This window comes from Gammaproteobacteria bacterium, assembly GCA_019911805.1.
In the GTDB taxonomy this organism is placed as follows: Bacteria; Pseudomonadota; Gammaproteobacteria; order Thiohalobacterales; family Thiohalobacteraceae; genus JAHJQQ01.
On record JAIOJV010000042.1, the window covers coordinates 38,717 to 59,344 of the forward strand.

Below are 20,628 nucleotides of genomic sequence, written 5' to 3' on the forward strand. Positions count from 1 at the left end.
GAAAATCAGCCCGCGATACGGTACATTGCGCAACTTTACGCGCTCGGACGAGCCCCCGGCAACGCATTCGGAGAGCCAAGACCATGGCGGATTACAAGATTGCCCCTTCCATCCTCTCGGCAGACTTCGCGCGTCTGGGTGAAGAGGTCAAGAACGTGCTGGACGCCGGTGCCGACATCGTGCACTTCGATGTGATGGACAATCACTACGTCCCCAACCTCACCATCGGGCCGCTGGTGTGCGACGCCCTGCGCAAGGCCGGCATCAAGGCCGATATCGATGTACATCTGATGGTCAAGCCGGTCGATCGCATCATCCCCGACTTCGCCAAGGCCGGCGCGACCTATATCACCTTTCATCCCGAGGCGAGCGAGCACATCGACCGTACCTTGCAGCTCATCAAGGCGGAAGGCTGCAAATCCGGCCTGGTGTTCAACCCCGCCACCCCGCTGGACTACCTGAAGTACGTCATGGACAAGGTCGACATGATCCTGCTGATGTCGGTCAACCCGGGCTTCGGCGGCCAGAGCTTCATCCCGGCGACCCTCGATAAGCTCCGCGAGGCACGCAAGCTGATCGACCTCTCCGGGCGCGACATCCGTCTGGAGATCGATGGCGGCGTGAAGGTCGACAATATCCGCGAGATCGCGGCGGCGGGCGCCGATACCTTCGTCGCCGGCTCGGCCATCTTCAATGCCGCGAAAGAGGGGGATCCCAACCGCTATGACAGCGTCGTCAAGGCCATGCGCGACGAGCTGGCGAAGGCCGTCAAATAGACAACCCAATACCCTGTAGGAGCGGCCCTGGCCGCGAGTACATTCGGAGAGTCAGCCTGTTCGCGGCCAAGGCCGCGTCTACAGGGTGCAGAGATTCATGCTGAAAAAACCACACATGATCCTGATCGACGTGGACGGCACACTGGTGGACAGCGTGCCTGACCTGACGTTCTGCGTCGACGAAATGATGCGCGCACTCGGGCGGCCGGCCCGTGGCGAGGCCAAGGTGCGCGACTGGGTCGGTAACGGCGTCGAGCGCCTGGTGGCGCGCGCGCTCATCGATCAGCTCGATGGCGAGCCTGACGCGGCCGAGTTCCAGCGGGCCTACCCGATCTTTCTGGACCTGTACGCCGACAACACCGCCACGCGCAGCCGCCTGTATCCCGGCGTCCGTGAGGGGCTGGATTATCTGCAGGCGGCGGGCTACCGGCTCGGCTGCGTGACCAACAAGGCCGCCCAGTTCACCGTGCCACTGCTGACCGAGCTGGGCGTGGCGGACGTCTTTTCCATCATCGTCAGCGGTGATACCCTGCCGCAGAAGAAGCCCGATCCGGCGCCGCTGCTGCATGCCGCCGCGTTCTTCGGCGTCGATCCGGCGCAGGCACTGATGATCGGCGACTCGGTCAGCGACGTGCAGGCCGCGCGTGCCGCGGGCTTCCAGATCGTCTGTATGAGTTATGGCTACAACCACGGCGAAGACATCCGCATGTCCAACCCGGACGCGGTGCTCGACGCCCTGACGGAGATCCAGCCGCTCCTCGAAGCGGCGGCTTGAGATATGTGCACCCTGAGCGATTCGATGCGGGTCTGGCGATGGCGCGGCTGAAGGCCGCAGCTGTCGTTCGTTCCGGTTTCGATTCACAAGGGTGATTACATGGATGCCACGCGTTTTTCCGCTTTGGCCCGCCAGGGCTACAACCGCATCCCGGTCGCGCGCGAAGTGCTCGCCGACCTGGATACCCCCCTCAGTACCTATTTGAAGCTGGCCGACGGGCCGTACTCCTATCTGTTCGAGTCCGTGCAGGGTGGCGAGAAATGGGGGCGCTACTCCATCATCGGTCTGCCATGCCGCACGGTGCTGCGGGTCCGCGGGCGGCAGATCGACGTGCTGCAGGATGGCGCGATCACCGCATCACATCAGGTCGCGGACCCGCTGGCCTGGATCGAGGACTTCCAGCAACGCTACCGGGTCGCCGAGATCGAAGGCCTGCCGCGCTTCAATGGCGGTCTGGTCGGCTATTTCGGCTACGACACCATCCGCTACATCGAGCCGCGCCTGGCGCAGTGCGCCCGGCCCGAGCCGCTCCCCGATGTACTCGACACCCCGGACATCCTGCTGATGGTGTCGGACGAGGTGGTGGTATTCGATAATCTGCGCGGTAAGCTCTATATCGTTGTGCATGCCGATCCGTCTGCAGCGGATGCCCTGGTGCAGGCAGAGGCACGTCTCGATCGTCTGGACGACCTGCTGCGCCGTGCGGCGCCCCGGCACGGGCAGCCGGTGGCGAGCAGCGTCGGCGAGGCCGATTTCGTCTCGGGCTTCACGCAGGCGGGTTTCGAGGCCGCGGTCGTGCGCAGCAAGGACTATATCGCCGAGGGTGACATCATGCAGGTGGTGCTGTCGCAGCGGCTGTCGATCCCGGTCAGCTCACGGCCGCTGGACATCTATCGCGCCCTGCGCAGCCTGAATCCCTCGCCGTACATGTTCTATCTGGATCTCGGTGATTTTCATATCGTCGGCTCCTCACCGGAGATCCTCACCCGTCTCGAGGATGGCGTGGTCACGGTGCGCCCCATCGCCGGCACCCGCCCGCGCGGCGCCAGCGAGGCCGAGGATCAGGCACTGGAGCGCGAGCTGCTCGCCGATCCCAAGGAGCTCGCCGAACATCTGATGCTCATCGATCTCGGCCGCAACGACGTCGGTCGCGTCGCCAGGACCGGCACGGTGCAGCTCACCGAGAAGATGGTCGTCGAACGCTATTCGCACGTGATGCACATCGTCTCCAACGTCACCGGCGTCCTCAAAGAGGGCATGAGTGCGCTGGACGTGTTGCGCGCGACCTTCCCGGCCGGCACGGTGAGCGGCGCACCGAAGATCCGTGCCATGGAGATCATCGACGAGCTGGAGCCGGTCAGGCGCGGGGTCTACGCAGGCGCGGTCGGCTACCTGGCCTGGAACGGCGACATGGACACGGCCATCGCCATCCGTACCGCCGTCATCAAGGATGGTCAGCTGCACATCCAGGCCGGTGCCGGTATCGTCAGTGATTCCGTGCCGCGTAATGAGTGGAACGAGACCATGAACAAGGGGCGCGCAATGTTCCGTGCGGTGGCCATGGCCGAAGCCGGGTTGGATGTGGTGTCATGCTGCTGATGATCGACAATTACGACTCCTTTACCTACAACCTGGTGCAATACCTGGGTGAGCTGGGGCAGGACGTGCGCGTGTACCGTAATGATCAGATTACGATCGGCGAGATCGCTGCCCTCGAACCCGACCACATCGTCGTCTCGCCAGGCCCGTGTACACCCAATGAGGCCGGGGTGTCGGTGGCGGTGATCCGCGCATTCGCCGGCAAGATCCCGATCCTCGGCGTGTGCCTCGGCCATCAGAGCATCGGCCAGGCCTTCGGTGGGCGGATCGTGCACGCGCGCGCCATCATGCACGGCAAGACCTCCATGATCCATCACCTGAACACCGGGGTTTTCCACGGTCTGGAAAACCCCTTCGAGGCGACCCGCTACCATTCCCTGGTGATCGACAGAGAAGGTCTGCCGGATTGTCTGGAGGTCACGGCCTGGACCCAGGATGCGCACGGCGAGCCCGACGAGATCATGGGCGTGCGCCACCGGACCGTGGCAGTGGAGGGCGTGCAGTTCCACCCCGAGTCGATCCTGACCCGGCATGGCCACGACCTGCTGCGCAATTTCCTGGAGGGGCGTGTTTAACCGCCAAGACGCCAGGACCGTTTTAAAACCGCCAAGGCGCCAAGACGCCAAGAAAAATGAAAAAGGCTGGTTATGGGTTTGTATCGATTATTCCTTGGCGTCTTGGCGCCTTGGCGGTTCCAACATGATCTTGGCGTCGTGGCGGTAACAGCGCCTACTGAAAATTTATACATCGCCGCGCCTTTACAGTTCGTACAGGTTTTCTTGGCGTCTTGGCGCCTTGGCGGTTCCAATATGATCTTGGTGTCGTGGCGGTAGCAGCGCCTACTGAGGATTTCTGCATCGCCGCGCCTTTACAGTTCGTACAGATTTTCTTGGCGTCTTGGCGCCTTGGCGGTTCCAACATAGTCTTGGTGTCTTGGCGGTAATAGCAGTAATAGCGGTAACAAGAGAATGACAACGATGGACATGCAGTCAGCCATACACGCGATCAGTGAGCGTCGCGATCTGAGTCATGCGGAGATGACCGCTGTCATGCGCCTCATCATGACCGGGCAGGCGACGCCGGCGCAGATCGGCGGCTTCCTGCTCGGTATGCGCATGAAGGGGGAGACGGTCGATGAGCTGGCCGCCGCCGCGGCGGTGATGCGTGAACTCGCGCTCAAGGTCGAGATGGGTGGTCTGCACCTGGTCGACATCGTCGGCACCGGTGGCGACGGCAGCAGTACCTTCAACATCTCCACCGCCAGCACCTTCGTGGTGGCGGCGGCCGGGGGGCGGGTCGCCAAGCACGGCAACCGCGCGGTCTCCAGCAAGTCCGGCAGTGCCGATCTGCTCGAGGCGGCCGGCGTGCGGCTCGACCTGCACCCGGAGCAGGTGCGGCATTGCATCGACGAAGTAGGCGTCGGCTTCATGTTCGCGCCCATGCATCACGCCGCCATGCGGCACGCCGTCGGGCCGCGCAAGGAAATGGCCGTGCGCACGCTGTTCAATCTGCTCGGCCCGCTGACCAACCCGGCCGGCGCAGCGCATCAGGTGTTGGGCGTGTTCAGCAGCGAGTGGGTCCGGCCGATCGCCGCAGTACTGCAGCGGCTCGGCAGCGTGCATGCGCTGGTGGTGCATTCGCGGGATGGCATGGACGAGATCAGCGTCGCGGCGCCGACCGAGGTTGCGGAACTCAGGGACGGACGGATCGTCACCTATGAGATCGCGCCGGAGGATTTCGGCCTGCCGCGCGGCGACATGACGGCGCTCAAGGTGGCCGATGCCCAGGCGAGCCTCGCGATCATCGAAGGTGTGCTGGCCGGCAGGCCGGGCCCGGCGCGCGATATCGTGGTACTGAACGCCGGCGCGGCGATCTATGCGGCGGACCTGGTCGATACACTGGCCGCCGGGGTGGAGAAGGCCGCCGCCGTGATCGACAGCGGTGCGGCGTACGAGAAACTGCTGGCACTGGTGCGGGTGAGCAACCGCGTGTAGGGTGCGTCGCTGCGCCGACGCACCCTACGTGGGGGTGCACCCCCTTCCAGGCGGTACGGGTGTCTGAGGGGGCGTGTGACCTCGTCCGTGTGTTTTTGTGTGCTTCCGTGGCAACTACGATTTCAGGATATTCATGACCGGCGTCCCCGACATTCTGCAGAAGATTCTCACGCGCAAGGCCGAGGAGGTCGCGGCACGTGCGGCGCGCGTGCCACTGAGCGAGCTCCGGCGGCAGACCACGGCGGTGGACGCACCGCGCGGGTTCGCCGCCGCGCTGGAACACCGCATCGCAGCGGGGCAGGCCGGCGTCATCGCCGAGATCAAGAAGGCCTCACCGAGCAAGGGGGTGCTGCGCGAGCGCTTCGATCCACCGGCGATTGCACGCAGCTACGCCGCGGGCGGTGCCGCCTGCCTGTCGGTGCTCACCGACATCGATTTCTTTCAGGGCACCGACGACGATTTGCGTCAGGCCCGCGCGGCCGGCGGGCTGCCGGTGTTGCGCAAGGATTTTGTGGTAGACCCCTACCAGATCCACGAGGCGCGCGCGCTGGGCGCCGACTGTATCCTGCTCATCGTCGCGGCCCTGGGCGATGCCCTGCTGATGGAGCTGGCGGGGTTGACCGCTGAGCTGGGCATGGATGCGCTGGTGGAGGTGCATGATGCCGAGGAGTTGGACCGCGCCCTGCATCTGCCCTGCCGCATGATCGGCATCAACAACCGCAACCTGCGGACCTTTGAAACGCGCCTGGACACGACCCTGGAGCTGTTGCCGAAGATCCCGCCGGGGCGCCTGATCGTCACGGAAAGCGGCATCCATACCCGCGAGGACGTGGCCCTGATGCGCGCACACGGCGTGCACGCCTTCCTCGTCGGCGAGGCCTTCATGAAAGCCGACGATCCAGGGCAGAAGCTGGCGGAGTTGTTTGGGTAGACCAAATCCTAGGTACTAGGGAACCGCTGCTTAATCCGTTATTGCGAGGAGCGCAGCGACGCGGCACCAGCGAGCTTGCGAGCGCAGAACGCCCGCAGGGCGGCCCCGCAGGGGTGAGCGCAGCGAATAATCTCCAACTCGTTGATCTACCGTCGAAGGAGATTGCTTCGCTTCGCTCGCAATGACGCTACGACGGATTAAGCAGAGGTTCTCTAGGTGCCAGGTGCCAGGTGCCAGGTTCTAGGGCCAAGGTGAGGTAGAAGGTTTTCCCTAGAACCTAGTACCTAGAGCCTAGAACCTGATCTAACGCGTCCCGAACACGACGACGGTCTTGCCCTTGGCGCGGATCAGGCCCTGTTCTTCGAGGTTCTTCATCACTCGGCCGACCATCTCCCGCGAGCAGCCGACGATGCGACCGATCTCCTGGCGGGTGATGCGGATCTGCATCCCTTCGGGGTGGGTCATGGCGTCGGGCTGTTTGCAGAGGTCGAGCAGGGTGCGGGCCACGCGGCCGGTCACGTCCAGAAACGCCAGGTCCGAGACCTTGCGGCTGGTGGTGCGCAGGCGTGCTGCCATCTGCGAGGCCAGGGCGAACAGGATGGTGGGGTCTTCCTCGGCCAGCTGCCGGAAGCGGGCGTAGCTGATTTCCGCGAGTTCGCACTCCGCGCGTGTGCGCACCCAGGCGCTGCGCTTGCTGCTCTCGCCGAACAGGCCCATCTCGCCGAAGAAATCGCCGCGGTTGAGGTAGGCGAGCACGATCTCGCGCCCTTCCTCGTCCTCGATCAGGACGGTGACCGAGCCATCCACGATGTAATAGAGGACATCGGGTGCGTCCCCGGCGTAGATGATGACGCTCTTGGTCGGATAACGCCGTCGATGGCAGTGTTCCAGGAAGCGGTCGATCGACGGGTTGCCGGTGTTTTTGGCTTTGATGATACTCATGGCAATCCTGTTGCCTCGGGTCTTCTGGCGGACCCAAGATAATAAATACTATACCATTGCCCCGAGGTCCAGGGGGAATGATCTGTGCTAGGCTTCCCCCGGAATCGCGACGGCACGGAGGGGCGATGAAAGCGCGGGTGAAATGGGTGGAGGATGCTGCCTTCATCGGTGAAGCCGGCAGCGGCCACGCGCTGCTGATGGACGGGCCGCCGGACAGCGGTGGCCGCAACCTCGGCCCCCGGCCGATGGAGATGCTGCTGCTCGGTATGGGCGGCTGCACGGCCTTCGACGTCGTGTATATCCTGAAACGTGCCCGCCAGCCGGTGTTGGACTGTGTGGTCGAACTCGAGGCCGAGCGCGCCACCGAACCGCCCAAGGTGTTCACCAAGATCCATGTCCGCTTCATCGTCAGCGGGCGCGGCTTGAGCGAAAAGCAGGTCGAGCGTGCCGTGCGGCTGTCGGCGGAGAAGTACTGTTCGGCATCGATCATGCTCGGCAAGGCCGCCGAGATCACCCATGAATTCAAGGTAGTCGAGTCGCCCTGAGGGCGACACCCGGCCACGCCCTCTTGCTTGTCGCGCCACCCCAGATCTTCGGTTTTCAGGATGAAAGGTGAATCCTGCGCTGCGCCACGACGGCGCCCGCAGCTTCTATTGCGCCGATTCCGAGGAGGTCTAGGGGCCCGAGGGAACGGTGGTGCGGATGATTTATCACCCACCCGTCGCCGCGAATGTGGGATAATCGCGCGCCCCGCGCCTGGGGGTTCAACGAATGGCGGTGGATGACGGGCCGGCCGGCCCCTGACGATAACGGGTGTACTGCGACGTGAAAAAAACCGCGATGAAAAAGATCAAGCTGCACGGGTTCAACAACCTGACCAAGACGTTGAGCTTCAACATCTATGACATCTGCTATGCCAAGACCCGCCGGCACCGCAAGGAATATATCGAGTACATCGACGAGGCCTACAACGCCGAGCGCCTGACGCAGATCCTGTCCGAGGTCTCCAGCATCATCGGCGCGAACATCCTCAACATCGCCCACCAGGACTACGAACCACAGGGCGCCAGCGTCACCATGCTCATCTCCGAGGAGCCGGTGATTTCCGAGGAACTCTCCGAGAAGTTGTCCAATTCCGAGGCCCCCGGCCCGCTGCCGGATTCCGTGGTCGCGCACCTCGACAAGAGCCACATCACCGTGCACACCTATCCGGAAAGCCACCCGGACAACGGCATCAGCACCTTCCGGGCGGACATCGACGTGTCGACCTGCGGGCGCATCTCGCCGTTGCGCGCATTGAACTATCTGATCCACGTCTTCGAGTCCGACATCGTCATCATGGACTACCGCGTGCGCGGCTTCACCCGCGATGTGCGTGGCAAGAAGCACTTCATCGACCACAAGATCACCTCCATCCAGAACTTCCTGTCCCGGGACACGCGCCTGAACTATCAGATGATCGACGTGAACGTGTACCAGGAAAACATCTTTCACACCAAGATGCTTCTGAAGGAGTTCGACCTGGACAACTACCTGTTCGGGACCGGCGCCGACGAACTGACGGCCAAGGAAGAGAAGCTGGTCCGCGCGCGCCTGCAGCGCGAGATGGCGGAGATCTTCTACGGCCGCAATCTCAAGGGTGGGTTGAAATAAAGGTCCTAGGTCCTAGGTGCTAGGACCTCAGATCCAATACGTCGTCCCCGTCATTACCTTCGACAGCGCCCGCATCAGCCCCTTGACCGGGTACGGCAGCGCCGCGCCGCCGGCCTCCAGGGCGGCAGTGCCGTGGCGCTGTTCGTCGATCTTCATCTGTTCCAGGATGGCACGGCTCTTCCGGTCTGCGCTGGCCATGCGCCGCAGGTGCCCATCGAGGTGCTCGACCACCTGACGCTCGGTCTCCGCTACGAAGCCCAGACTCCATTGGTCGCCGACCGCCCCCGCCAGCGCACCGAGGCTGAACGAGCCGACGTAGAACAGCGGGTTCAGATAGCTGGTATGGCTGCCCAGTTCCTCGACGCGCTGCTGGCACCAGATGAGGTGGTCGTTCTCCTCCTGCGCCGCCCGCGCCATGGCGTCACGGACCGCCTCCAGCCGGGCGGTGAGCGCCTGCCCCTGATACAAGGCCTGGGCGCAGACCTCGCCGGTATGGTTGACGCGCATCATCCGCGCCGACGCCGTGCGTTCCCGGGCGCTCAATTCCGCCTCCGGGGCGGCGTCGGCGGGATTGGCGCGGTCCGTGCCCAGCGGCTGGCCGAACACCGTGCGCAAAGCCTGGTCGAAGTTGATCAGCAGGTGATCGAAGGGGGAGTAGTGTCGGTCCATGCCGGCACGATACAAGAGCCGGGTCGCCGGAGACAAGCGCGTGGCCCGGGTGGACTCTGCGTTATGGCCACGGAAGCACACGGCCACAGGCAAACTCCTTATGGCCACGGAAGTACACGGAACAACACGGAAAGAATTCAATTCGTAAACCCCAAGATCATCAACCCGTGGTTGGGTCTCCGGGTTTCAGGCAATCAGCCTTTTTCCGTGTTGTTCCGTGTGCTTCCGTGGCCAAGAGAGGGTTTAAGGGAAGGCATGCTATGTCCTATCCGGCGCGCCTCTTGTATCGTGTCTCCCGACGAAAGGAGCGGTCGCGATGAACTACTACAAACACCACGTCTTCTTCTGCACCAACCTGCGCGAGGACGGCCGCGCCTGCTGTCAACGCTTCGATGCCCAGGCCATGCGCGAGTACGCCAAGCAGCGCTCCAAGGAACTGGGGCTGGCCGGTCCCGGCAAGGTGCGCATCAACACCGCCGGCTGTCTGGACCGCTGCGCCGAAGGCCCCGTCGTGGTCGTATATCCCGAAGGCGTCTGGTACCGCTACGTCGACCGGGAGGACATCGACGAGATCATCGAGGAACACCTGGTCAACGGACGCCCGGTCGAACGCCTCAGGATCTGACGGCGGGGCGGGTGGTGGTGCGGGCACCCGGAAAGATCAAACTCGGCCACGGAGCCCACGGACGAAAGCACTGCATGTAGGGTGCGTCGAGGCGTAGCCTGACGCACCGGGTTCCATGTCGCCCTCGGTGTGTCGTTGTGCCGACGCACCCTACGTGGTGCACCCCGTCAGGCGAATGCCACGGAAACAAACGGCCGCAAGCAAACCCCTTATGGCCACGGAAGCACACGGAACAACACGGAAAGAACCCAATCCGTAAATTCCAGGATCATCGGCCCGTGCTTGGGTCTCCGGGTTTTCGGTAATCAGCTTTTTTCCGTGTACTTCCGTGTGCTTCCGTGGCCAAGAAGGGTTTAAGAGAGGGTTATTGCGGACACCGCCTGGTTGGCCACGGGTTCCGTGTCACCCTCGGCGGGAGCGGCGCACCGACTCCTCCCGCCGCCCATACCTCACCGTCCACGCCTCCTCCAACGAGCTCCCACCGGGTGGGCCAGGAACTTTCCCACGCCTGCGCTGCCTCACTGTGCAGGCCTCGTGTATCACCCCCGGGAAGGGGGTTGACAAGCATATTGGAGTATTAGACAATTCACACATACTGAATTACCGGTCCCCCTCTACAACGCCGGTAGTTTAGGTACTCCTCCATCCTCCTTTGGTGGTTTCAGCGCGACACCCCCCTGTCGCGCTTTTTTTTTGCCCGCGATCCGGGTTTTGTCGGCGTTTATCCGTATCTTCCGTGGCAAAGGGGTGGTCCAGCCGCCCCGGTCTTGAATCTCGTCCCTGACTTCTATACCATTCCGCGTCTTCTCAAGTGTCGGTGTGTGGAGTTACGTCTGTCATGAAGACCTACAGTGCCAAGCCGGAAACCGTCAAGCGCGACTGGTACGTCGTCGACGCCGCCGGTAAAACCCTGGGCCGTTTGGCGACCGAACTGGCGCGCCGGCTGCGCGGTAAACATAAGGCGGAGTACACCCCGCACGTCGATACCGGTGACTATCTGGTGGTCGTCAATGCCGACAAGGTCGCCGTGACCGGTCGCAAGGAGCAGAACAAGCTCTACCATCACCACACCGGCTATGTCGGCAGCCTCAAGACCATCAGCCTCGACAAGCTGCGCGCCAAGGCACCGGAGCGCATCATCGAACACGCCGTCAAGGGTATGCTGCCGAAGAATCCCCTGGGCCGTGCGATGTTCCGCAAGCTGAAGGTGTATGCGGGACCGGCGCATCAGCATGCCGCCCAGCAGCCCAAGCCGCTCGACTTCTAACTCGATTCAAATTCACGGGAACGCGTATATGGCGCAGCAACAACTCTACAGCACCGGTCGTCGCAAGACCTCCACCGCGCGGGTCTTCCTGCGCCGGGGCACCGGCCAGATCACCGTCAACCAGCGGCCGCTCGACGTCTATTTCGGCCGCGAGACCGCGCGCATGGTCGTGCGCCAGCCGCTGGAGACGACCAGCCTGGGTGACCAGTTCGACATCTACGTGACCGTCGTCGGCGGCGGCACCACCGGTCAGGCCGGCGCCATCCGTCACGGCATCACCCGCGCCCTGATCAAGCACGACGAGATGCTGCGCTCGCCGCTGCGCAAGGCCGGCTTCGTGACCCGCGACGCCCGCGAGGTCGAGCGCAAGAAAGTCGGGCTGCGGAAAGCGCGGCGCGGAGTACAGTTCAGCAAGCGTTGAGGTCATCTGCGCGCCGCGCAGAGACGAGATACAAGAGGCAGGATACAAGTTCTTGTCTTTTGGGAGGGGAGGGCATGGATGCCTTCGAGAACCTCGAAGTGTGGAAGCGGAGTTCGCGGTTATGCGTCGAATTGTATGCCGCATTGAGCCGCTGCAAGGATCTGGGCTTCAAGGACCAGGTGACGCGCGCCGCGCTATCAATGCCTTCCAACATTGCGGAAGGCTATGAGCGGGATTCGCGGCGGGAGCTGATGCGCTTCCTGCGAATCGCCAAGGGCTCGTGCGGCGAGTTGCGCACACAGCTGTATATCGGTTGTCGATTGGGTTATCTGGATGTGATCCAATCGAGGCGCTTCATCAGCGAGACCTGTGAGCTGTCACGCATGATCTACGCCTTGATCAAAAGCATCGCAGCTGTTGAAGTCAAGAGCTGAGGTACCGAAGACGCCCTGAATACTTGCATCTTGCTGCTTGCAACTCGTATCTTCACGACGCCTGCGCCGTGATTTTGGGGGATCGTCTAACGGCAGGACAGAGGACTCTGACTCCTCTAATCTAGGTTCGAATCCTAGTCCCCCAGCCAATAAACACGGAACCCGCCCTTGTGGCGGGTTTTGTGTTTATGGGGGACTGGGATGAGAACCTCAGGTTCGACAGGCGAGCGCAGCGAGCCTGAACGCCGCAGCGCAGCGGAGGCGGCCCGCAGGGCGAGCCGCGTCAGCGGCGAGTAATCCTAGTCCCCCAGCCAATAAACACGGAACCCGCCCTTGTGGCGGGTTTTGTGTTTGGGAAAAGAAAAATTGGCCACGGAAGCACACGGAACTACACGGAACTACACGGAACTACACGGAACTACACGGAACTACACGGAACTACACGGACAAAACCTTTTTTGCCAGGAAAACATGTGAGAAACCTCTGATTAATTCATCGTACCGTCATTGCGAGCGAAGCGAAGCAATCTCCTTCGACGGCAGATCAACAGCTTGGGGGTTATTCGCTGCGCTCGTAATGACGAATTACTCAGTTCCTTAATGAATGGGCTCTTTGAGCCGCCCCCGTCCGGCCGCGGCTGCGGCGTGACGTAAACCCAACAGCCTCCGCGAGCCCCGGGGCGTTCCCTCCGCGTCGGTTTGCTTCGTGTGTGGCGCAGCCATAACGGGTTTGCCTTTGTCCGTGTAGCTCCGTGTGTTTCCATGGCCAATCCGTGGTCAATCCGGGTCTTGGGCCGGTTTCCTCATGGCTTCACTCCGGATATCGAAAAATATTTTTTGTGACCGGCCCCTCAAGATCTGGGGGTGGCGGCCGTTGCTGGCCGCAGGCGCTACTACATGCGGTGTTGCCTAAAAACTACAATCTGAACGGATTGTAGTTTTTTTGCGAATAGGTGTTGCATTCATGTTGAGGGTGGACTAGATTCACCACTGCTTCAAACCACTCCATTCCTGGATAAGGGGAATACGCAATGAACCAGAAGATTCTTTCCGCTGCCATCGCCGGTGCGCTGGCAGGCTCCATGGCCTTCGCGGCCAACGCCGACGTGACCCTGTACGGTCAGGTCGACCTGTCTCTCGACTACCTCGACGTCGATAACATGCCTGCCGGCCTGGTCGGCGACGACATCAACATGAACTCCAACCAGTCCGCCATCGGCGTGAAGGGTTCCGAGGACCTGGGCAACGGTCTGAAGGCGATCTTCCTGCTGGAATACCAGATCGATCCGAGTGGTAGCGACAGCGCTGCCAGCGGCTTCGGCGGCCGTGACCAGTGGGTCGGCCTGCAGGGCGGCTTCGGTAAGGTCCGCTTCGGCACCATGAGCACCACCTACAAGTCCTCGGGTGCCATGATCGACCCCTTCTACCGCACCAGCTTCCAGGGTCGTATGAACGGCCTGCAGTCCGACCTGCACCTGGGCGCCGGCGCCAACGGTGAAGGCCGCGCGACCAACGCCATCGGCTATGATACCCCGGACTTCAACGGTCTGAGCGGTGCGCTCACCTACTCGTTCGACGATCAGTGCGACGTCGGTACGGTATCGGCGACCTGCGCCGATGACGACTCCTACAGCCTGGGTGCCCGTTACAAGAACGGTCCGGCCCTGGTGTTCGTCGACTACGTGACCTCCGATCAGGGTGGCTCGGACGACGCCTGGAAGGTCGGCGGCAAGTACGGCTTCGGTGACATCACCGTCTACGGTCAGTACGAGAAAGACGGTGGCCTGATCGCCAACGGCGTGCCGGGCGACTCGTCGGGTGCCAATAACGAAGGTGCCGATGTGTGGCATCTGGCCGCGTCCTACACCATGGGCAATGCCATGATTTATGGCGCCTACGGCCAGGGTGACGACGACGATGCCGTCGGCAACACCGAGTACGACACCTGGACGATTGCTGGCATGTACAATTTCAGCAAGCGCACCATGACCTATGCCGGTTACACGCAGGTGAGTGAAGACTGCGCCGGTTGCGGCGACACCGACCACTTCGGTCTGGGTATCCGCCACAAGTTCTAATCCCGTCGCCAGACGGATTTGAACCGGGAACGGGGCCTTCGGGCCCCGTTTTTTGTTTCGTGGGCGCTGTAGGGTGCGTCGAGGCACAGCCTGACGCACCATCCCGCCGTGCGGTCATCCGTATCGTCGTGGTGCGTCGCTTGCGCCGACGCACCCTACGGTGTGCCGTGCTTGCGATGCTCTCTGGTGCGCATTGCAGTTTTTGCGTGCGGTCGGCGTAATCGTAGGGTGCGTCGAGGCGCAGCCTGACGCACCATCCCGCCGTGCGACCATCCCGTATCGTCGTGATGCGTCGCTTGCGCCGACGCACCCTACAGTGTGCCGTGCTTGCGATGTTCTCTGGTGCGCATTACAGTCAATGTGCACTGGCGGCTTGTCCAAGGAATGGATATGTCTGACTACCGACGCAATTGGATTGCGGGTGGTACCTTCTTCTTCACGCTCGTGACGTTCGAACGTCGGCCGTGGCTGTATGAAGAGTGGGCGCGCATGGCCTTGCGTGCGGCGATCACGAACACCCGACGGCTGCACCCCTTCGCGATCGATGCCTGGGTGCTGTTGCCGGACCATCTGCATTGTATCTGGACCCTGCCCCGTCTGGATCGGGACTACGCGACGCGCTGGCGCCTGATCAAGATGCTGGTGGCGAAGGCCTGTCGTGAGCAGCTTCCGGAGCGGAGGTTGTCGGCGAGCTATCGCCTGCGGCAGGAGCGCGGTCTGTGGCAGCGGCGTTACTGGGAGCACACCATCCGCGATGCGCGCGATTTCGCGGCGCACGCGGATTACATTCACTACAACCCGGTCAGACACGGGCTGTGCGCGGCCCCGGCTGACTGGTGCATTCGACCTTCCATCGCTGGGTGCGGGCGGGACGCTATCCGCCGGATTGGGGCGGTCTGGCGGCACCACCCCTGGGTGACGACGTCGGGCGGGAGTGATGCCCGGGTCGTTACGGTGCTAGGGCGTGGTGCGTCAGGCTGCGCCTCGACGCACCCTACCTTCGCTTTTCGTTGCCGTCGCGACGTCACCCCGGTTGCGTTGCTGGCATCGACGCGCCTTGTATTCTCCGTTGCGTAGGGTGCGTCGGCGCAGCGACGCACCATGGCGGCCGCGGGACGGTGCGTCAGGCTGCGCCTCGACGCACCCTACGCAGGGCGCAGCGGCGAAACTGCAAAAGGCAACTGGCCACGGCAACACACGGAAAGACACGGGAGGCGGCGATCGGGCGGGTTTTACATTCCGTGTTCTTCCGTGTGTTTCCGTGGCCAAAAAGGTTTTGTCCGTGCCTTCCGTGGCCGGGTTTTGCCTGGGCCCTCGCGCCCTGGCCAGCTTGGTTTTCCCGTGCATTCCGTGGCCCATCCCGCGCCCCGGCTGGTGCTAGAATAGCGCGTCCCAGTCGCTACCCGACGCCGTGCCCCGACCGCCCCCGATGACCCAGTCCACCGCCCGCATCCGCGAGATCCCCTACAACTACACCTCGTTCTCCGACCGCGAGATCGTGATCCGCTATCTCGGCGCGGAGATGTGGGACGTGCTCAACCGGCTGCGTGGCTCGCGCAAGACAGGGCGCTCAGCGCGCATGCTGTTCGAGGTACTGGGCGACATGTGGGTCATCGACCGCAACCCCTATATCCAGGACGACCTGCTCGACAATCAGAAACGCTGGGCCTCGCTGGCGCAAGCGCTGCGCCTGCGCCTGGATCAGATCGTCGCGCGCGCCGAGGGCAATGCACTGGCACTGCAGCTGGCCGATGCGGCCCATGCGGCGGTGCAGCACTTCGAGGCCTGGTTCCCCCGCACCCGTGAGCTGCGCCGCAAGGTGCGCCGTCGCCTGGGCCGGGTGACGCGCACCGACAACATCGACTTCGGCGGGCTGGCGCGCGTCTCGCACGCGACCGATGCCACCGACTGGCGCGTCGAGATGCCCTTCGTGGTCGTCAGCCCCGACACCGAAGAGGAGGTCTGCGCCGTGGTCGCGGCCTGCATCGAACTGGGGTTGACCGTCATCCCGCGTGGCGGCGGTACCGGCTACACCGGCAGTGCCGTGCCGCTGTCGGGCGACAGTGCGGTGATCAACACCGAGAAGCTGGAGGCACTGGGCCAGGTGGAGCGGCGGCGTCTGGAGGGTGTGGACGGCGAGGTCGCCACGCTGCGCGCCGGCGCGGGTGTGGTCACCCGCCGCGTCAGCGAGCGCGCCGCGGCGGCCGGTTATGTCTTCGCGGTCGATCCCACCTCCCAGGACGCCTCGACCATCGGCGGCAACGTCTCCATGAACGCCGGCGGCAAGAAGGCGGTGCTGTGGGGGACGACGCTGGACAACCTCGTGTCCTGGCGCATGGTCACGCCCGACGCCCAGTGGCTGGAGGTGGAGCGCCTCGGCCACAACCTGGGCAAGATCCACGAACAGCGGACGGTGACGTTTCGCGTGACCCGCTATGGGCGCGACGGCCGTAGCCGCGTCGGCGAGCCGGAGATCCTGCAGCTGCCGGGTGCCTCGCTGCGCCGGCAGGGTCTGGGCAAGGACGTCACCGACAAATTTCTCGGTGGCCTGCCCGGCATCCAGAAAGAGGGCTGCGACGGCCTGATCACCTCGGCGGTGTTCGTGCTGCACCGCATGCCGAAGTTCACGCGGACCCTGTGCCTGGAATTCTTCGGCGCCGATCTGCGGCGCGCCGTGCCGGCCATCGTCGAGACCAAGGACTATCTGGATGCCCGCACCGACGTGCTGCTGGCCGGTCTGGAACACCTGGACGAACGCTACATCAAGGCAGTGAACTACAGCACCAAGGCGCCGCGGCGCGAGCTGCCGAAGATGGTGCTGCTGATCGACATCGCCGGTGACGACGAGGATGCCGTGGCCGCTGCAGGCTCGGCCGTGGTGCGCCTGGCCAACGCGCGTGGTGCCGAGGGCTTCGTTGCCGTCAGCCCCGAGGCGCGGCGCCGCTTCTGGCTGGACCGCGCCCGCACCGCTGCCATCGCCGCCCATACCAACGCCTTCAAGATCAACGAGGACGTGGTGATCCCGCTGGAGCGCCTGGCCGAGTACGAAGAGGGCATCGAGCGCATCAACATCGAGCACTCCACGCAGAACAAGCTCGCCATGATCGCCGCGGTGCTGGAGTACCTCGACGGTGGGCTGCCCGAGTTGCGCACCGGCACCGATTACGAGGACAGCGCCGAGAACCGCGCCATCGTCGCCGCCAAGACCGAGGCCGCGCGCGAGCACCTGCGTGCCGTGGCGGGGCGCTGGAGTCGCCTGCTTGACCACCTCGATCAGGCCGCGGCGGCGCATACCGATCTGCTGCCGGAGGAGCTCGCCACTCGTCTGCCACCGGACGAGACGCTGCTGTCGCTGCTGCTCACGCGCGAGCTGCGCATCTCCTACCGGCAGGAGGTCGAGCGGCCGCTGAAGCAGATCTTCGCCGGGCGCGAGTGGGGCGGGGTGGCGGCGCAGTTGGACGGCATCCACCGGCGTGTCCGCTCCAGCCGCCTGTTCGTCGCCACCCATATGCACGCCGGCGACGGCAACGTGCACACCAACATCCCGGTAAACTCCAGTGATTATCCGATGCTGCACGCCGCCGAACGCATCGTCGACCGGGTGATGGCACTGGCGACCGCGCTGGGTGGGGTGATCTCGGGCGAGCACGGCATCGGCATCACCAAGATCCGCTATCTGGATCCGGCCGTGATCGAGGCCTTCGCCGCCTACAAGCGTCAGGTCGACCCCGACAACCGCTTCAACGCCGGCAAGCTGCTGGCCGGCTCGGGCCTGGACAATGCCTACACCCCGTCGCTGCGCCTGGTGCAGCAGGAGGCGCTGCTGCTCGAGGAGAGTGAGCTGGGTGCGCTCAACGACGACATCCGCAACTGCCTGCGCTGTGGCAAGTGCAAGCCGGTATGCACCACTCACGTGCCGCGGGCGAATCTGCTGTATTCGCCGCGTAACAAGATCCTCGCCACCGGCTTGATGATCGAGGCCTTCCTCTACGAGGAGCAGACCCGGCGTGGCATCTCGCTACGGCATTTCGATGAGATGAACGACGTGGCCGATCATTGCACCATCTGCCACAAGTGCCTCAATCCCTGCCCGGTGAACATCGACTTCGGCGACGTGACCATCCGCATGCGCCACATCCTGCGCGAGCGCGGCCAGAAGCGCACCAACCCGGTCACCTGGGCGGCCATGGCGTTTCTGAACATCACCGACCCGCGCAGCATCCGGCTCATGCGCAAGGCGATGATCGAGTGGGGCTATGCCGGTCAGCGGCTGGCCTATCGGGTCGCGCGCCGTCTGCTGCCCGACAGCGGCGCACCGCCGCGCGCGACCACCGGCGCCATGCCGGTCCGCGAGCAGGTCATCAACTTCGTGAAGCGGCCCATGCCCGGTGGTCTGCCGACCCGGACCATGCGCGCGCTGCTCGGGGTGGAGGACAGCAAGCTGGTGCCGATCCTGCGCGACCCGGCCAAGGTCGCGGACGACTCGGACGCGGTCTTTTATTTCCCGGGCTGCGGCTCGGAGCGGCTGTTCTCCCAGATCGGTCTGGCGACGCTCGCCATGCTCTACGAGGTCGGCGCGCAGACGGTGCTGCCACCGGGTTATCTGTGCTGCGGGTATCCGCAGAACGCCGCTGGCGACATCGAGCGCGGCCGCAAGATCAGCACCGACAACCGGGTGCTGTTCCATCGCGTGGCGAACACGCTCAACTACATGGACATCAAGACCGTGATCGTGTCGTGCGGCACCTGCATGGATCAGCTCCTGAGCTACGAGTTCGAGCGGATCTTCCCCGGCTGCCGGCTGCTCGACATCCACGAATACCTGATGGAGAAGGGTATCGGCACCGAGGGCGTCGCCGGCGTGCAGTATCTCTACCACGAGCCCTGCCACACGCCCATGAAGACCCACAGCTCCACCGGGGTGGCCGCCCAATTGCTCGGCCAGCCGGTGCAGCTCTCCGACCGCTGCTGCGGTGAGGCCGGTACACTCGCCGTTTCGCGCCCGGACATCGCCACCCAGATCCGCTTCCGCAAGCAGGAGGAGCTGCACCAGGGCATCCGTGACCTCAGCGGCGCCGACCACGCCGTGGCCGGCAATGTGAAGATGCTCACCAGCTGCCCGGCCTGTCAGCAGGGCCTGCTGCGCTACGCCGACGAGACTGGCCTGGAGACCGACTACATCGTCGTCGAACTGGCCAGCCGTCTGCTGGGCGAGCAGTGGCAGCGGGACTTCATCGAGCGGGTCAACAACGGCGGGGTGGAGCGGGTATTGCTTTGAATCAGGTGCTAGGTTCTAGGTTCTAGGTGCTAGGGAAAACCTTCTTCCTTCACCTCGCCTCTCGATCCCAGCTGTGTAGTCCGGATAGAGCGACGCATAATCCGGGAGGATAGTATTTTTATCCCGATGGATATTATCGGCGAGCCCCTACCCGCGAGGGGGAGGGGTGGGGAGATGCGTGTCAGGCAATCATGTCATTACCAATCGGCACTAAGTCCCAGGGAACCACTGCTTAATTCGTCGTACCGTCATTGCGAGCGAAGCGAAGCAATCCCCGTCGACGGCAGATCAACAACTTGGAGATTGCCGCGTCGCTACGCTCCTCGCAATGACGAATTCATCAGAGGTTCCCTGGGGCCAAGGTAAAGGAAAAAGGTTTTCCCTCGGCCCTAGAACCTAGAACCTAGGACCTAGGTCCTAGCACCTGCTTTTAAAGTCTTTACGCCATCCTGGGTGCCGAGCAGCAGCACGTCTGCGGGGCGGATGGCGAAGATGCCGGTGGTGACGATGCCGGGGATGTTGTTCAATTCCGCTTCCAGCTGCACCGGGTCCATGATCTTCAGATTGTGGACGTCCAGGATGACGTTGCCGTTGTCGGTGGTGAAGTCCGCGCGCAGCACCGGGGTGCCACCGCGCTTGACCAGCTCCCGGGCGACGAAGCTGCGCGCCATGGGGATGACCTCGATGGGCAGGGGAAAGCTGCCCAGCACGTCCACCAGCTTGGACTCATCGGCGATACAGACGAACGTCTTCGCCGCCCCGGCGATGATCTTCTCGCGGGTGAGTGCGCCGCCGCCGCCCTTGATCAGATGCAGATGCCGGGTCGATTCATCGGCGCCGTCCACGTACACCGACAGTTCACCGGCGGCGTTCAGGTCCAGCACCGGGATGCCATGACCACGCAAGCGGTCGGCACTGGCCACTGAACTGGCCACCGTGCCCTCGATTCTGCCCTTGATGCGTGCCAGTGCATCGATGAACAGGTTCGTGGTCGAGCCGGTGCCGATACCGACGACCGTACCGGCCTCGACATATTCCAGGGCCGCCGCGGCGACCAGCTTCTTGAGTTCGTTCTGATCCATGGTGTGCGCTTTTTGTGGATAGGTCCGGGGGTTGATGATAACGGCCTGCATGGGCAGGTACCAGCGCTTGCTCGGGATTCGGCGGCCGGGATTCGGGGGTCGGG

At 63.6% G+C, this 20,628-nt stretch carries 17 protein-coding genes, 1 tRNA gene, 1 other RNA gene and 1 pseudogene; 17 read left to right on the top strand and 3 right to left on the bottom strand.

The annotated features are described in order from the left end of the window. Positions 1-83: 83 nt before the first annotated feature. From rpe to trpC, 6 genes are all read left to right on the top strand, one after another. Positions 84-776 (top strand): ribulose-phosphate 3-epimerase, encoded by a 693-nt coding sequence (gene rpe / locus K8I04_04210; GenBank protein MBZ0070919.1) that lies wholly within the window; start codon positions 84-86, stop codon positions 774-776. 97 nt (positions 777-873) lie between these two features. Beyond that, positions 874-1,551 (top strand): phosphoglycolate phosphatase, encoded by a 678-nt coding sequence (locus K8I04_04215; GenBank protein ID MBZ0070920.1) that lies wholly within the window; start codon positions 874-876, stop codon positions 1,549-1,551. A gap of 99 nt (positions 1,552-1,650) precedes the next feature. Continuing rightward, positions 1,651-3,150, top strand: a complete 1,500-nt coding sequence (trpE, locus tag K8I04_04220; GenBank protein ID MBZ0070921.1) for an anthranilate synthase component I — start codon at positions 1,651-1,653, stop codon at positions 3,148-3,150. Then, positions 3,141-3,725, top strand: a complete 585-nt coding sequence (locus K8I04_04225; GenBank protein MBZ0070922.1) for an aminodeoxychorismate/anthranilate synthase component II — start codon at positions 3,141-3,143, stop codon at positions 3,723-3,725. Before trpE ends, K8I04_04225 begins: the two co-directional genes overlap by 10 nt. 402 nt (positions 3,726-4,127) lie before the next feature. Beyond that, positions 4,128-5,144, top strand: coding sequence for an anthranilate phosphoribosyltransferase (gene trpD / locus K8I04_04230; protein MBZ0070923.1), 1,017 nt, complete (start codon positions 4,128-4,130; stop codon positions 5,142-5,144). 133 nt (positions 5,145-5,277) lie between these two features. Beyond that, positions 5,278-6,075 carry an indole-3-glycerol phosphate synthase TrpC gene (gene trpC, locus K8I04_04235; GenBank protein ID MBZ0070924.1) on the top strand — a complete coding sequence of 266 codons (798 nt, stop codon included), beginning with the start codon at positions 5,278-5,280 and terminating at the stop codon, positions 6,073-6,075. 303 nt (positions 6,076-6,378) lie between these two features. On the opposite strand, the gene crp is transcribed toward trpC, so the two are convergent. Beyond that, positions 6,379-7,017, bottom strand: a complete 639-nt coding sequence (crp, locus tag K8I04_04240; protein MBZ0070925.1) for a cAMP-activated global transcriptional regulator CRP — start codon at positions 7,015-7,017, stop codon at positions 6,379-6,381. A 125-nt stretch (positions 7,018-7,142) separates the two neighbouring features. On the opposite strand from crp, the gene K8I04_04245 reads away from it, so the two are divergent. Both K8I04_04245 and speD read left to right on the top strand, forming a co-directional pair. Continuing rightward, the gene (locus K8I04_04245; protein MBZ0070926.1) at positions 7,143-7,562 is read left to right on the top strand and encodes an OsmC family protein; all 420 of its coding nucleotides are present in this window, start codon (positions 7,143-7,145) and stop codon (positions 7,560-7,562) included. 295 nt (positions 7,563-7,857) lie between these two features. Further along, positions 7,858-8,670 (top strand): adenosylmethionine decarboxylase, encoded by an 813-nt coding sequence (gene speD, locus K8I04_04250; protein MBZ0070927.1) that lies wholly within the window; start codon positions 7,858-7,860, stop codon positions 8,668-8,670. Positions 8,671-8,697: 27 nt separating this feature from the next. Here the strand turns inward: speD and coq7 are convergent, their stop codons facing one another. Then, positions 8,698-9,339 carry a 2-polyprenyl-3-methyl-6-methoxy-1,4-benzoquinone monooxygenase gene (gene coq7 / locus K8I04_04255; GenBank protein ID MBZ0070928.1) on the bottom strand — a complete coding sequence of 214 codons (642 nt, stop codon included), beginning with the start codon at positions 9,337-9,339 and terminating at the stop codon, positions 8,698-8,700. Positions 9,340-9,655: 316 nt separating this feature from the next. Here coq7 and K8I04_04260 point away from each other — a divergent pair, with 316 nt between their 5' ends. The 9 genes and pseudogenes from K8I04_04260 (at position 9,656) to K8I04_04300 (ending at position 19,442) form a co-directional block, all read left to right on the top strand. Continuing rightward, a complete protein-coding gene (locus K8I04_04260; GenBank protein ID MBZ0070929.1) occupies positions 9,656-9,964 on the top strand; it encodes a (2Fe-2S) ferredoxin domain-containing protein in 309 nt (102 codons plus the stop codon). An 838-nt stretch (positions 9,965-10,802) separates the two neighbouring features. Further along, positions 10,803-11,231, top strand: a complete 429-nt coding sequence (gene rplM / locus K8I04_04265; protein ID MBZ0070930.1) for a 50S ribosomal protein L13 — start codon at positions 10,803-10,805, stop codon at positions 11,229-11,231. A 28-nt stretch (positions 11,232-11,259) separates the two neighbouring features. Then, a complete protein-coding gene (gene rpsI / locus K8I04_04270) occupies positions 11,260-11,652 on the top strand; it encodes a 30S ribosomal protein S9 (GenBank protein MBZ0070931.1) in 393 nt (130 codons plus the stop codon). A 74-nt stretch (positions 11,653-11,726) separates the two neighbouring features. Then, positions 11,727-12,086: a four helix bundle protein gene (locus K8I04_04275; protein ID MBZ0070932.1), complete on the top strand. Its 360-nt coding sequence runs from the start codon at positions 11,727-11,729 to the stop codon at positions 12,084-12,086. Positions 12,087-12,161: 75 nt separating this feature from the next. Continuing rightward, a tRNA-Gln gene (locus tag K8I04_04280) sits at positions 12,162-12,235 on the top strand. Between the two features lie 31 nt (positions 12,236-12,266). After that, positions 12,267-12,400: non-coding RNA, RtT sRNA (locus K8I04_04285), on the top strand. Positions 12,401-13,117: 717 nt separating this feature from the next. Further along, on the top strand, positions 13,118-14,164 hold the full coding sequence (locus K8I04_04290) for a porin (protein MBZ0070933.1): 1,047 nt from the start codon (positions 13,118-13,120) through the stop codon (positions 14,162-14,164). A 390-nt stretch (positions 14,165-14,554) separates the two neighbouring features. Further along, positions 14,555-15,102, top strand: a pseudogene (locus K8I04_04295) (transposase). 491 nt (positions 15,103-15,593) lie between these two features. Further along, on the top strand, positions 15,594-19,442 hold the full coding sequence (locus K8I04_04300; protein ID MBZ0070934.1) for a DUF3683 domain-containing protein: 3,849 nt from the start codon (positions 15,594-15,596) through the stop codon (positions 19,440-19,442). A 410-nt stretch (positions 19,443-19,852) separates the two neighbouring features. On the opposite strand, the gene rpiA is transcribed toward K8I04_04300, so the two are convergent. Beyond that, a complete protein-coding gene (gene rpiA / locus K8I04_04305) occupies positions 19,853-20,524 on the bottom strand; it encodes a ribose-5-phosphate isomerase RpiA (protein MBZ0070935.1) in 672 nt (223 codons plus the stop codon). Positions 20,525-20,628 lie beyond the last annotated feature (104 nt).

Excerpts from the sequence above, each read along its gene's own strand:
- crp (MBZ0070925.1), bottom strand. The coding sequence starts at position 7,017 with ATGAGTATCATCAAAGCCAAAAACACCGGCAACCCGTCGATCGACCGC.
- coq7 (MBZ0070928.1), bottom strand. The coding sequence starts at position 9,339 with ATGGACCGACACTACTCCCCCTTCGATCACCTGCTGATCAACTTCGAC.
- K8I04_04300 (MBZ0070934.1), top strand. The coding sequence starts at position 15,594 with ATGACCCAGTCCACCGCCCGCATCCGCGAGATCCCCTACAACTACACC.
- speD (MBZ0070927.1), top strand. The coding sequence starts at position 7,858 with ATGAAAAAGATCAAGCTGCACGGGTTCAACAACCTGACCAAGACGTTG.
- trpE (MBZ0070921.1), top strand. The coding sequence starts at position 1,651 with ATGGATGCCACGCGTTTTTCCGCTTTGGCCCGCCAGGGCTACAACCGC.
- rpsI (MBZ0070931.1), top strand. The coding sequence starts at position 11,260 with ATGGCGCAGCAACAACTCTACAGCACCGGTCGTCGCAAGACCTCCACC.
- trpD (MBZ0070923.1), top strand. The coding sequence starts at position 4,128 with ATGGACATGCAGTCAGCCATACACGCGATCAGTGAGCGTCGCGATCTG.
- K8I04_04260 (MBZ0070929.1), top strand. The coding sequence starts at position 9,656 with ATGAACTACTACAAACACCACGTCTTCTTCTGCACCAACCTGCGCGAG.
- rplM (MBZ0070930.1), top strand. The coding sequence starts at position 10,803 with ATGAAGACCTACAGTGCCAAGCCGGAAACCGTCAAGCGCGACTGGTAC.
- trpC (MBZ0070924.1), top strand. The coding sequence starts at position 5,278 with ATGACCGGCGTCCCCGACATTCTGCAGAAGATTCTCACGCGCAAGGCC.
- K8I04_04225 (MBZ0070922.1), top strand. The coding sequence starts at position 3,141 with ATGCTGCTGATGATCGACAATTACGACTCCTTTACCTACAACCTGGTG.
- K8I04_04215 (MBZ0070920.1), top strand. The coding sequence starts at position 874 with ATGCTGAAAAAACCACACATGATCCTGATCGACGTGGACGGCACACTG.
- K8I04_04275 (MBZ0070932.1), top strand. The coding sequence starts at position 11,727 with ATGGATGCCTTCGAGAACCTCGAAGTGTGGAAGCGGAGTTCGCGGTTA.
- rpe (MBZ0070919.1), top strand. The coding sequence starts at position 84 with ATGGCGGATTACAAGATTGCCCCTTCCATCCTCTCGGCAGACTTCGCG.
- K8I04_04245 (MBZ0070926.1), top strand. The coding sequence starts at position 7,143 with ATGAAAGCGCGGGTGAAATGGGTGGAGGATGCTGCCTTCATCGGTGAA.
- rpiA (MBZ0070935.1), bottom strand. The coding sequence starts at position 20,524 with ATGGATCAGAACGAACTCAAGAAGCTGGTCGCCGCGGCGGCCCTGGAA.
- K8I04_04290 (MBZ0070933.1), top strand. The coding sequence starts at position 13,118 with ATGAACCAGAAGATTCTTTCCGCTGCCATCGCCGGTGCGCTGGCAGGC.